Raw genomic sequence first — 13,334 nt, 5'->3', positions numbered from 1 at the left:
GCTGTCGGGATGACTGGATTCGAACCAGCGGCCTCTTCGTCCCGAACGAAGCGCGCTACCGGGCTGCGCTACATCCCGTAAACATTGCGCAAATTTAATTCTTGCTATCAGAAATCAAAAAAATATCCACTGAAATCTCAGCCCCCGGCAGAACACTGCCAACGTTCGTATCTGAACATAAAATGTTCGATATTGAACATATTCTAAATTCGAATAATGAGTAGCAAGCTGAATAATACCTGTCTCATAAATTGGAATGAAATTCCCTGAAACTAATGCACATCATCTCTATACTTGATAATCACTAGTATATGATTCTTCAGACCAAAAGGTTATTCCGTCATCTGTGGCGCCAGCGGTTATTCACGCTGTTAAATGTATTAGGACTGGCTGTTAGCATTAGCGCCTGTTGGGTCATTTATCGCATTGTTAGTTATGAATATAGTTTTGATGACCGGTTACCACAAAAAGAGCAGACCTTCAGGCTCGTTACCGGTCTGGCTTTTGATGGAAAAGAAAGTTATAATGGCGGTGTTTCAGCGCCACTTTACCAGGGCGTTCGGGAACAGGTGCCCGGCCTGAAGAGAGTTGTTCCTGTTTTTAAAAAATGGATCGATGCTGTGAGTATCCCAGGGCAACCACCGTTAGAGATGACGGAATTTCCTGGGATTGTTGCCACTGACTCCTCATATTTTGACATGGTCCCCTATACATGGCTGGCCGGTAATCCTGCAACGGCGCTCAATGCGCCGGAGAATGTTGTGTTAACAGAGAGCCGCGCGAAAAGTTATTTCGGTGCACTTAAACCGGAGACACTCATTGGCAGGGCGCTGGTATATAACGGAAAAGATCAAAAAACCATCACTGGTATTGTTAAAGATCTGGACTATCCCACAGAGTTTACTGCAAAGGAATTTTTTGTACTTCCCTCAAAACAATATGAACTGGCAGAATGGACGAATACCAATGGTTCAGACCTGTTATATCTCCAACTTAATGACCGTGCAGATACTGCCCGGGTACTGGCACAGATCAGTAACCTCGCAAAGCAGAAATGGGACGAAAATGCGATCGACAAAAATCTGCCCAATGTGATGAAACGATGGTATATGCTGCTGCCGCTGGAAGATTCTCATTTTTCCACTTTTATCAAGGAATGGGAAACGCGGAAGGCCAGCAAACCAGTGATGAAAGGGCTTATCGGGCTGGGGGCATTACTGATCGTACTGGCCTGTATCAACTATATTAATCTGAGTACCGCATTGATCCCACAACGGAGCAGAGAGATCGGGATGCGGAAGATCCTTGGCGGTAACAGTAGCAGCCTGATCAAAAACATCCTGGCGGAAACTTTTGTGGTGGTATTGCTGGCGGTTGCCAGTTCCTTCATTTTTACGAAAATGGCGTATTCCTTCCTCGGGGATATCATTCCTGATGGAATGCATGAGTATTCCAACGGTTGGTGGATACTATATTTCCTGCTGGCTTTGCTGATCGGTGTTACACTGCTTTCCGGAGGTTACCCGGCCTGGCTGATCACTAAAGTTAAACCTATCAGCCTCATTCAGGGGGCAGGCACCCTGCATCTAAATAACGGGAGCCGCATTGGGTTGCGAAAAGTACTGATTGTATTTCAGTTTTTGATTGCCCAGGTATTTATTGCCGGAGCGCTGATTATGGGAAGTCAATTGAATTATACCCTGAAAAAGGATATGGGATTCGACAAGGATGCAGTAGTACTGGTGACTGTTCCATGGAAACTGCAACGCGACTCTGTTAACAGAGATAAATATTTTGTACTAACGGAAGAATTAAAGAGGGAGTCTGGCATACAGGCGGTTTCCCTGGGGCGGGAACCCATGTCAGCAAATTATTCTTCCAGCTTATTCGAAAACAAAGGAATACAGGCAAAAGACCCTGTCAGGTTGCAGCTTTACAAGAAATGGGCAGATACGGCTTATATCCGCTTTTACAACATGCCGCTGATCGCAGGAAGGAATATCCGCCCATCTGATACAACTAATGAATACATCATCAACGAAACCGCCGTGCGCGCACTGGGTTTTTCTTCAGCGCAGGACGCTGTAGGCAAGCTGATAGGACAACTGAATCAGGCGCAGTATCCGGTGGTAGGAGTAGTGAAGGATTTTCATACGCGCGATTTTCATAGCTCCATAGATCCGGTGGTAATATTGGCAGACAAGCGAAGTTTAAACACCATTAATATAAAGTTGAACGGTGCAGACCCTGGCAAATGGCAGCAAACGTTAAAGATGATTGAACAAAAGTGGAATACCTTTTATCCTGCAGGCAGTTTTGCCTATAAATTTTATGATGAAACGCTGGCGGCCATGTATAAGCAGGAAAGGAACCAATCCAGGCTGATCAACCTGGCTATGGTTATCGCCGTCATTATCAGCTGCCTTGGTTTGTTCGGTCTGGCGGTTTTGATCGCCTTTCAGCGGACGAAGGAAATCGGTATCCGGAAAGTACTGGGAGCAACAGTCGCCGGTATAGCAAAAATGCTGATGTCTGATTTTGTTAAACTGATCATCATTGCATTGCTGCTTGCATCGCCTATTGCATGGTGGGGAATGAACCGCTGGCTGGAAGATTTTGTATACCGGGTAAAGATCGAATGGTGGATGTTTTTGCTATCCGGAGCGGCGGCTGTTCTTATTGCCATGCTTACCATAAGCTTTCAGGCCATCAGGGCTGCATTGGCGAACCCGGTGAAATCGTTGAGAACGGTGTGAGTCAGCAATTTTCTATTTCGACAGGAATTTCAAATTCCGCCTGATCCCCGCGTATTTACTCCGCTTCAGGGGAGATTTACTGAATATCTTTTTAAACTCCTCTTCCGTCAATTCTTCCCATTGAGAAGAGGTAAGGTTCAATATCTCCGGGATAGGCGCAAATTCAGCCTCTGAAGTGGCTTTGGCGAACCGGTTCCAGGGGCATACATCCTGGCAGATATCGCAGCCGAACATCCAGTTATTGAACTGGCCTTCCATGGAAGCAGGGATCAGCATATCCTTCAGCTCAATCGTATAGTAAGAGATGCATCGGGAGCCATCCACAACAGTGGGGGAGACCAGTGCCTGGGTCGGACAGGCATCCAGGCATTTGGTACAGGAGCCGCAATAATCTCCCACAGGGGAATCATATACCAGGGGAATATCCACGATCAGGGTGGCAATAAAGAAGAAGGATCCTGCCTGTTTATGGATCAGGTTGCCATTCTTTCCGATCCAGCCCAGCCCGCTGCGTTGCGCCCAGCTCCGTTCAAGTACCGGGGCGGAATCAACGAATCCCCGGCCCTGTATATCTCCCAGCTCAGCCCGGAGTTCAAAGAGGAATTCGTTCAGTTTGGCTTTGATAACCTCGTGATAATCCTTGCCGTATGCATATTTGGCGATATGCGGCGTGTCCGGCTGCTGGGAAACAGCGGGATAATAATTCAGCAGCAGGGTGATCACAGATTGAGCGCCGTCTACAAGCAGCCTGGGATCTATGCGTTTATCGAAGTAATTCTCCATATACCCCATGGTGCCATGCATACCCTTATTGAGCCATTGTTCCAGGCGGTAAGCATCTTCGGTGAGCTGTTCCGCTTTGGCAATGCCGCAATGGTCAAAGCCCAGCGCGCGGGCTTTTTGCTTGATCATCAGGGTATTTTTCTCCAATATCTGCATCTGGCTGCAAGTTACCGGAAAATATATATTTTTACTTCCTAATCAGTGTCCCTGACCTTAAACTAATACCCTGTAATGCTTAGAAAGTCCGTATCCCTGCTACTCGGAACCATGTGTGTGTGCGCCCTTACCGTGGGGCAGGATAAAAGCCCGGCCCGTTTTGGGAAGGTTTCGCCCGAAGATTTCAAAACTACCCGTTACGAGCTGGATACTTCAGCCGGCGCGGCCATTATTGCGGATATTGGCTCCTCTGCCTTTGAATCCGGGAATGAATGGTTTATCCAGGTCTATAAACACTACAAAAGAGTGCATATCCTTAAAAAGAGCGGGTATGATGAGGCCAATGTGTCCATTTACCTGTATATGGATGGTACGGATGAAGAAAGGGTGAGCAATCTCAAAGCGGTGACCTATAACCTGGAAAACGGTAAAGTGGTGGAAACCAAACTGGAATCAAAAGCTGTTTTCACTGATAAGCTGGATAAGCATAACATTGTCAAGAAGTTCACGCTTCCGGCTGTGAAAGAGGGCTCTATTATTGAATACTCCTATACCATCAATTCTGAATTCCCTTACCGGCTCCGCCCATGGGCCTTCCAGGATGCGAATTTCCCGGTGCTGTGGAGTGAATATGAGATCTCCCTGCCGGAATATTATGAATACATCTTCCTGAGCCAGGGATATAATCCTTTTCATATCAAGGACAGTGAGAACAGCCGGCAGACCTTCAATTTCAGGATGACCACTCCCGGTGCCTATGGTGGCGCCTCCCAACGTTCAGAGGCTGTTTCCGTAACGCCTGGCATTACCCGGCATCGCTGGGTGGTAAAGGATGTAGCGCCGCTGAAAGAAGAGAACTTTGTAACAACATTGGGCAACCACATCAATTACATTGAATTCCAGTTATCTGCCCTGCGTTTTCCGAATTCTCCGGTAAGGCCCGTGATGAGCACCTGGCCCAAAATGACGGAGGACCTCCTGAAAGACGAGCAGTACGGCGGGCAATTAGGTAAGAACAATAACTTCTTCTCAGATAAGGTGGAAGAACTCACAAAAGGCACTACCAATCTCAAAGATAAAGCGGTGAATATCTATAACTGGGTGAGAGATAATTTTACCTGTACGGATTATTCCGCTTTTTATGCAGATCAGACACTGAAAACTACCTTCACCAAAAAAAGTGGCAGCGTGGCAGAAGTGAACCTGCTGCTGGTTGCCATGCTGAGGTATGCAGGCCTGGATGCCACGCCTGTATTGCTGAGTTCCCGCAGTCATGGTAAGGTATATCCTTTATATCCTATCCGCTCCAAATTCAACTATACGATCGTTAACCTGAGGATCGATGACCAGGAATATAATATGGATGCTACCCGTCCTTTCCTGGGTTTTGGTAAACTGCATACCTCCAGTTATAACGGCCATGCCCGGAAAATAAATGAAGCGGCTACCGCTATGTCTTTTGAAGCAGATTCTTTAAAAGAACAAAGCGTTACGGGCATCTTTGTTGCTGCTGACGACAAAGGAAAACTCACCGGGCATTTTCAGCAACAGGCTACTTATTTCGAGTCCTATGAGTTACGTGCAAAGGTGAAGGAGAAAGGAGAGGAGGCATACTTTAAAGACCTCGCCAAAGGTTTCCTGTCTGACATCGATCTGAAGAACGGAAAGCTGGATCAGTTGCAGGACTACACAAAACCAGTGGTGGTGGAATATGATTTTACACTGAATGAAAGTGATGAAGGAGGGATGATCTACCTGAACCCCATGTTCTCACAAGCATTGAAGGCTAATCCTTTCAAATCAGCTGAACGGAAGTATCCTGTGGAAATGCCTTATGTACCGGATGTGAACTATACCTTAAGCATGCAGTTGCCGGAAGGATATACAGTGGAAGATATGCCTAAATCCACGATCGTGAAGTACAATGATGGGGAAGGTGTTTTCCAGTATATCATCGGTAAGCAGGATAATATGCTGCAACTCCGTTGTCGCGTTAAATTAGGGCGTGCGCAATATGCGCCTGAAGAATATGAGCACCTGCGTTCGTTTTTCGATATGATCGTGAAAAAACAGGCAGAGCAGATCGTTATCAAGAAGAAATCTTAAGTATGCGGAATATTTTAATCTTATTACTGATAAGCACGGCCGCATTTGCTGGTGATCCGCAATTCCCGGTGAGTGCTATTCCCGCGCAATTGCTGAAAAATGCAGATGTAGTGCAGCGAAGGGAAGAGCTAACGATCAGGTTAATTGACCTGAAGGATATGCGTGTAACACACCGCTGTGCAATTACCATCCTCAACGAAAACGGAGATAAATACAGCGGATTCGGCGCCTGGTATGATAAATTCCGGGAAGTGAAAGATATCAGCGGTGCATTATACGATGCTTCCGGCAAACAGCTCCGCAAACTGAAGAACAGCGATGTAAAGGATGAAAGTGCCGTGGGGGAAAATAACCTCATGGACGACAGCCGCATGAAATCCCATAATTTCTACCATAAAGTATATCCATATACGGTAGAATATGAGGTGGAATACCGTTATCGCAGAACAGCAGGTATGGATACCTGGGTACCGCAGGGGCAAAGCAATTATGCAGTAGAGCACAGCCGTTTATCTGTAACAGTGCCTGAAAGTTATGACCTGCGCTATCGTTCTTACCGTTACCAGGGGGAGCCGGTTAAAACAACGGAGAAAGGAGATAAAACATTTGTATGGGAAGTGAAGGATATTGCTGCATTGCCGGAAGAGCCACTGGCTGTTCCCTGGCGGAACCGTTCTGTGATGGTTTATTTGTCTCCCAGTGAATTTGCATTTGACAGCTATACGGGTAAAATGAATACCTGGGATGATTACGGAAAATTCCAGCTGGCGCTCAACGCCGGCAGGGATGTGTTGCCGGAAAAAACAAAGGCTGCCGTACATGCACTAACAGATGGATTGAAAGATCCGAAAGAAAAAGTAAAGGCATTGTATCAATACATGCAGCAGCATACCCGCTACATCAGTATTCAGCTGGGGATCGGCGGCTGGCAGCCTTTTGATGCTACGTATGTGGCAACAAAAGGATATGGGGATTGTAAAGCACTTTCCAACTACATGTATTCTTTACTAAAGGAAGCCGGCATCCGTTCTCATTATACGCTGGTAAAAGCGGGCAGGGGAGAAACGGACCTGATAGAAGACTTTACGGTAGACCAGTTCAATCATATCATCCTTTGCGTGCCCATGGCCAAAGACACTACCTGGCTGGAGTGTACCAGTCAGGATGCGCCTGCGGGTTACCTGGGTGATTTCACCAGTAACCGGACGGTACTTGTAATAGATGAAACAGGAGGTAAGCTGGTGCGCACACCCACTTATACCATGGATCAGAACCTGCAGATCAGGCATCTTACAGCTACGATCAATGCTACGGGAGATCTGAATGGTAAAGCGGAAACGCGTTATACGGGCATGCAGCAGGACTGGTATCATGGTTTTATCCATAACGTATCGCCGGAAAAACAAATGGAGATCCTGAAAGAGAAACTGAACCTTGCCAGTTACGACATCAACAAGTTCCATTATAAAGAATATGCAGATGCTTTGCCGGTGCCGGCCGTGGAGGAAGTGCTGGATATCACCGTGCCCGGTTATGCTTCTGTAAGCGGAAAACGGTTATTCATTGTGCCGAATGTATTGAACAAAAGCAACGCAAAACTCTCCGCTGAAGGAGAGCGGCTATCAGATATTCAGTTGAAAACGGCCGATAAGGCTGCCGATACGGTGGAACTTAATATTCCGGAGGGATATAAACCGGAGGCTGTTTTCCCGGAACTGGTACATGAAAGCAAGTTTGGTAAGTATACCGCGAAAGTAAAAGTAGAAGGAACGAAAATAACGTATATCCGTACTTACGAAAGAAAGGCAGGCGTATTTCCTGCAAAGGATTTTGCCTTACTGGAAGAGTTCTACAACAAAGTATATAAAGCTGACCGGAGCAGGGTCATTCTTGTGAAAGCAGAATAAAAAAGGGCCGGTTGATCAACCGGCCCTTTTTCGTATTTTTGGATATACCTTACATAGGTATCATACTATTTTAACCTTTCTTCACATAGGCTTCTCCTTGTGTTCTCCTTGTGTTCAGGTTGCCTTCTCCTTGCACTGAGCCTAAGGTTAATTTAATACTATAATTTATTTTTCCCTTACACCCACAGAGATCCTTCTGTCTTTTACCCTTTCTTCATCCGGCGCATCCGCTGCGGCTTTGGCAAACTGTGAACCATATCCCTCGGCACCCAGCAGTTGAACTGGTTTTACATGATGTGCCTGTAAAGCGCTATGCACGGCATCTGCACGTTCCTGCGATAATTTCCGGTTCAGCGTGCTGTCTCCTCTTGCATCTGTATAACCGCCGATCTTTATTTTCAGTTTAGGGAATGCATTCAGTATGGCAACAAGGTTTTGCACCTGTACTTTACTGTCTTCTGTTAATTCCGCGCTGCCTGTTTTAAAGTTCAGGTTGTCGAAATCGAACCATTTATCCTTGCCGCCTTGTGTGGAAGGATCTTTCAGGAAGCTCACCAGCTGATCTTCAATTCCGCCTTTGTATGCCGCCAGTTCTACGCCATCCGGCAGCATTACTTTAATGGATTCACGGGAAACAGGAGGGCTTACATGAGAGATGGCTGAATCTTCCATATGGCTGGTTTGTACGGAGTCTACAGGTGCCATGGTATGCTGGTTGTTACATCCTTTCATGAAGTACCAGAGCAGCAGTATAATAGCCAGTAATACGATCAGCATCCATAACCAGCGGTAGCTTACGGCGCTTTCAACGGCCTTCCCTTCACTGGCGATGGCTTTTCCGGCAGTACCACCGATGCCACTGATGCCGCTCACCATGCTTCCCAGTTTTTTGCCGATATCTCCCAGGCTTCCCAGGCCCAGTATGCTGGCCAGGCCAAGGCCGGAAGGTACCGCCGCCAGGATCTTGTCCTTCTGGCTGTTTAAAAGGCCTATAAGCCCGGAAGCGCTAAGGTTCTGGCTGGCAGCCTGCTGGCCGATGATGCCCAGTGAGGCCGGGGCAGCTGACTGTAATAAGGTTTCTGCAGAAGTGGTTTTAATACCCGCATAAGAGGCTATAGCGCCTGTAATATCCGCGGCTTTACTGCCAAAGAGGGATTTGAGTATCTCGGAGCCTTTGGCCAGTAATTCGGCGGGAATTGCCCCTGCCAGGCTGCCCAGCCGGGAGAAATCCCCGGAAGCAGCTTCTTTGACCAGGCCCGCTAGACTGCCTGCATCGCCCGGGGAACCGGCTTTGTTGAGCAGGCCGGTTAATACGGTGGGTATAATGCCGCCGATGGCCTTCTGAACATTGGATTCGCTTTCGCCAAGGGAGGCGGCCGCTTTATTAGAGAATTCATTGTTAAATACATTCTTCAGGGTGTCGAGCAGGTCGAATGCCATAATGAAAGGTTTTGGTGGTTAAAAAATGAGTGCATGTCTCGAATACTGTTCTATAACAGGGATAAGAGGAAGACAGTTTAATGAGGGGGAAAATTAACAGTGAAACTGTTAAAATAGCAGGCGTAACATATATTAACTGAAATTAATGCAGGCGAAAACGGCTATTCCTGTCATAATTGCTGCTTTTGAGGATTGGACTAACATTTGCGAACCCTAAACAACGAAAAGCTAAAAGGAGACAAAAGCATACAATATGAACTTAAATAATTTCACTATTAAATCGCAGGAAACACTGCAGCAGGCACAGCAACTGGCCTTCGATCACCGTAACCCGGCGATCGAAACAGGTCATATACTTAAGGCCCTGCTCTCCGATGATGATAATAGTATAGAATATCTGCTGAAGAAGAACGATGTGAATACGGCATTCCTGGATACCAAACTCAACGAGATGATCCAGAAGTATGCTGTTATCACAACCGGCGAGGGCGGGCAGGTGTTGAGCAGAGAGGCAAACAATGCCGTTCTCCGCGCAGGTTCCAGCATTAAGGAGTTCAAAGATGAATTCGTTAGCGTGGAACACATCCTCTTGGGATTATTAGGCGGAAGTGACGATACCGCAAAGCTGCTGAAATCAGCCGGTTTAACGGAGAAAGGATTAAAGGCAGCCATCAGCGAATTACGCAAGGGCGGTACTGTTAATTCTCAAACTGCCGATGCACAATACAACAGCCTGGAAAAATACGCCAAGAACCTCAACGAGCTGGCACGTGCCGGTAAGCTGGACCCGGTGATCGGTCGTGATGAAGAGATCCGCAGAACACTGCACATCTTATCCCGCCGTTCCAAAAACAATCCTATCCTGGTAGGTGAACCCGGTGTGGGTAAAACAGCTATCGCTGAAGGACTTGCACACAGGATCATTAACGGGGATATCCCGGATAACCTGCATAACAAGATCATCTATGCGCTGGATATGGGTGCGCTCATGGCAGGTGCCAAATACCGCGGTGAGTTTGAGGAACGCCTGAAAGCCGTAGTGAAAGAAGTGGGAGACAGTAATGGCGGCATCATCCTCTTTATAGATGAGATCCATACCCTCATTGGCGCAGGTGCCATGGAAGGTGCAATGGACGCCGCTAACATCCTCAAACCTGCATTGGCCAGGGGTGAACTGCGTGCGATAGGTGCCACTACACTGAATGAATACCAGAAATACTTTGAAAAAGATAAGGCCCTGGAACGCCGCTTCCAGAAAGTGCTCATTGATGAGCCGAGTGTGGAAGATGCTATTTCCATCTTAAGGGGGCTGAAAGAAAGATACGAGAACCACCATCATGTACTGATCAAAGACGAAGCGATCATTGCTGCTGTGGAACTCTCACACCGCTATATTACGGACCGTTTCCTGCCGGACAAGGCGATTGACCTCATAGACGAGAGCGCAGCTAAATTGCGCCTTGAAATGAATTCCATGCCGGAAGAACTGGATGAACTGGAACGCCGTATCCGTCAGCTGGAAATTGAAAGAGAAGCGATCAAGCGGGAGAATGATGAAGATAAACTGAAAGAACTGGGAACAGAGATCGCCCGCTTAAGTGATGAAAGGAATACTTTCAAATCCAAATGGCAACAGGAAAAAGAACTCGTAGATAAAGTACAGAACGCAAAAGCCAGTATCGAGAACCTGAAACTGGAAGCAGAACAGGCAGAACGCAATGGTGATTTTGGAAGGGTGGCAGAGATCCGTTACGGGAAGATCAAAGAACAGGAGAAACTGGTGGAAGATCTCAGCGCAGAACTGAACACGCTTTCTACCAACCATAAAAGATTATTGAAAGAAGAAGTAGACGCGGAAGATATTGCGCAGAACGTAGCGAAAGCAACCGGCATCCCGGTAACACGCATGCTGCAAAGTGAAAGAGAAAAATTACTGCAGCTGGAAGATGAACTGCATAAAAGGGTAGTAGGGCAGGATGAAGCCATCATAGCGGTAGCGGATGCTATCCGCAGAAGCCGTGCTGGTTTGCACGATCCCAAACGCCCCATCGGTTCTTTCATCTTCCTGGGTACTACCGGGGTAGGTAAAACAGAGCTGGCCAAAGCATTGGCAGACTACCTGTTTGATGATGAAAGCATGATGACGCGGATAGACATGAGTGAATACCAGGAGAAACATGCTGTGAGCAGACTGGTGGGAGCGCCTCCGGGTTATGTGGGATATGATGAAGGCGGCCAGCTGACAGAAGCGGTGAGAAGAAAACCCTATTCTGTGGTATTGCTGGACGAAATTGAAAAAGCGCACCCGGATGTATTCAATATCCTGCTGCAGGTACTGGATGATGGACGCCTTACCGATAACAAGGGACGCGTGGTGAATTTCAAGAACACCATCATCATTATGACCAGCAATATGGGCAGCCATATCATACAGGAGAACTTTGAAAAGATCACGGATGCCAACAGGGAAGAGGTGGTGGACGCAACGAAAGAGGAAGTAATGAACCTGCTGAAACAAACCATCCGCCCCGAGTTCCTGAACCGTGTGGATGAAGTGATCATGTTCCAGCCGCTGATGCGTTCAGAAGTGAAAGGCATAATTAACATACAATTACAACAACTGAAAGAACTGGTTGCAAAGAATGGCATGATATTGGAATTCTCTGATTATGCTTTGGAATACCTGGCAGAACAGGGGTACGATCCGCAATTCGGTGCAAGACCTTTGAAACGCCTGATCCAGAAGGAGATAGTGAACCTGCTGAGTAAGAAGATACTGGGTGGAGAAATTGACCGGAGCAAACCAGTCCTGATAGATGTGTTTGACGGTGTAGTGGTGATCAGGAATAATTAACAAGTCTATTCTATATACGACGATATACAGTTACAGGTAACAAACCGGGAGATTCTTCTCCCGGTTTTTTTTGCCCCAAACAGGTAACGCTCAGGAGATTGCGAAATACAACAAATTAATATTTTGTATAATCTGATTCAGCCCTTATATTGCAGAAGGGAAAGCCGGGAGATGCCCGGTATGCTGAGAACCGTATTTATTGAAAACCTTAACTACAATATGCTGCTGTCAGCAGGCAGCCTTATGCTACCAGCACTTCTTTTTCGCATTGATTAACGGTCAGTGCTACACGATAATTACCTGTTCAGATCGGCGTGATACAAGCAAAGTTTGCCTGCCGGTGAAACGTTGTGTGTGTTAGGATGATAAAGAGAGGTAAAAGGCCTGCAGGAAGGGCGTGGAGTTTGGCTCTGCGCCTTCCCCTGTACGGTGATGGGCCTAAAGCCTTACCTTTGTAAGGAAACTGAACCCTATGTATCATATCGGCGAAAGAGAAAAGAAATTTATGGCAATAGCCGTTGAACTTTCCAGACGGGGCATGCAGCATGGAGATGGAGGGCCTTTTGGTGCTATTGTTGTGCGTGGAGAAGAAGTGGTGGGAGAAGGATGGAACCAGGTACTGAAATACAATGATCCTACGGCGCATGCAGAAGTGGTGGCTATCCGGGATGCCTGTACGAAACTGCAGACCTTTCAGTTAAATGACTGCGAGATCTATACCTCCTGCGAACCCTGCCCCATGTGCCTTGGCGCTATCTACTGGGCGCGTCCGCAAAGAGTGTTTTATGCCAATACCAAGGAAGAAGCTGCCCTGATCAATTTTGATGATTCCTTTATTTACACGGAGATCAATGTGCCGCACCGGCAAAAGAAGATACCTTTCATTCCTTTCCCCAATGAAGCGGCACAGGAAGTATTCCGCCTCTGGGACCAGAAAGGGGATAAAAAATTGTACTGATCTTATCTGCTGGTAAAATGATATAACCAGAACACCGCTATGGCCAGGAACAGTATCAGCAGGGAGATGATGGCAATATAGAGGTAATAATGTTCTTTCCTTTTCTTCCGTGTTTTTTTGCGTAGTTTCTGTAACACATCCCATTTGGCCTGCCTTAACCAGCCGGGGATCTGCTCTTTATGCCTGATAGTAGCCAGCCCTTCCACTGCTTCACTGCATAGTTCACAGTCTGCTATATGGCGCTCCACTTCATGCCTTTCGGCAGCACTCAGCTTGTTTTCCACATAAGCCAGCAACTGGTCCTGGGTAGGACAGGCAGTTTCGGTGAATATGTCTGTGAAATGATCGTTCATAATAATGCTTTCGCTAATGCA

The 13,334-nt window shown here is 47.0% G+C and carries 8 protein-coding genes and 1 tRNA gene; 5 read left to right on the top strand and 4 right to left on the bottom strand.

The features are described from left to right. Nucleotides 1-4 precede the first annotated feature (4 nt). Nucleotides 5-78, bottom strand: a tRNA-Pro gene (locus AAHN97_RS13255). A gap of 233 nt (nt 79-311) precedes the next feature. Here AAHN97_RS13255 and AAHN97_RS13250 point away from each other — a divergent pair. Then, nucleotides 312-2,756 carry an ABC transporter permease gene (locus tag AAHN97_RS13250; RefSeq protein ID WP_343308109.1) on the top strand — a complete coding sequence of 815 codons (2,445 nt, stop codon included), beginning with the start codon at nt 312-314 and terminating at the stop codon, nt 2,754-2,756. Between the two features lie 12 nt (nt 2,757-2,768). Here the strand turns inward: AAHN97_RS13250 and queG are convergent, their stop codons facing one another. Continuing rightward, nucleotides 2,769-3,668, bottom strand: coding sequence for a tRNA epoxyqueuosine(34) reductase QueG (queG, locus tag AAHN97_RS13245; RefSeq protein WP_343308108.1), 900 nt, complete (start codon nt 3,666-3,668; stop codon nt 2,769-2,771). Nucleotides 3,669-3,770: 102 nt separating this feature from the next. On the opposite strand from queG, the gene AAHN97_RS13240 reads away from it, so the two are divergent. Beyond that, nucleotides 3,771-5,801, top strand: coding sequence for a transglutaminase domain-containing protein (locus tag AAHN97_RS13240; RefSeq protein WP_343308107.1), 2,031 nt, complete (start codon nt 3,771-3,773; stop codon nt 5,799-5,801). A 2-nt stretch (nt 5,802-5,803) separates the two neighbouring features. After that, entirely contained in the window at nt 5,804-7,708 is a 1,905-nt protein-coding gene (locus tag AAHN97_RS13235) for a DUF3857 domain-containing transglutaminase family protein (RefSeq protein ID WP_343308106.1), read from the top strand. Nucleotides 7,709-7,873: 165 nt separating this feature from the next. Here AAHN97_RS13235 and AAHN97_RS13230 read toward each other — a convergent pair whose 3' ends face one another. Continuing rightward, nucleotides 7,874-9,148: an OmpA family protein gene (locus tag AAHN97_RS13230; protein ID WP_343308105.1), complete on the bottom strand. Its 1,275-nt coding sequence runs from the start codon at nt 9,146-9,148 to the stop codon at nt 7,874-7,876. Between the two features lie 253 nt (nt 9,149-9,401). On the opposite strand from AAHN97_RS13230, the gene clpB reads away from it, so the two are divergent. Then, nucleotides 9,402-12,002 carry an ATP-dependent chaperone ClpB gene (clpB, locus tag AAHN97_RS13225; protein ID WP_343308104.1) on the top strand — a complete coding sequence of 867 codons (2,601 nt, stop codon included), beginning with the start codon at nt 9,402-9,404 and terminating at the stop codon, nt 12,000-12,002. A 472-nt stretch (nt 12,003-12,474) separates the two neighbouring features. After that, the gene (locus AAHN97_RS13220) at nt 12,475-12,960 is read left to right on the top strand and encodes a nucleoside deaminase (RefSeq protein ID WP_343308103.1); all 486 of its coding nucleotides are present in this window, start codon (nt 12,475-12,477) and stop codon (nt 12,958-12,960) included. A gap of 2 nt (nt 12,961-12,962) precedes the next feature. On the opposite strand, the gene AAHN97_RS13215 is transcribed toward AAHN97_RS13220, so the two are convergent. Further along, entirely contained in the window at nt 12,963-13,313 is a 351-nt protein-coding gene (locus AAHN97_RS13215) for an anti-sigma factor family protein (RefSeq protein ID WP_343308102.1), read from the bottom strand. Nucleotides 13,314-13,334 lie beyond the last annotated feature (21 nt).

Origin of the sequence: Chitinophaga niabensis, from assembly GCF_039545795.1 — a bacterium.
GTDB classification, from domain to species: Bacteria; Bacteroidota; Bacteroidia; order Chitinophagales; family Chitinophagaceae; genus Chitinophaga; species Chitinophaga niabensis_B.
Note: the sequence above shows the minus strand (reverse complement) of the source record. Positions and strands in the feature narration are given on the sequence as shown.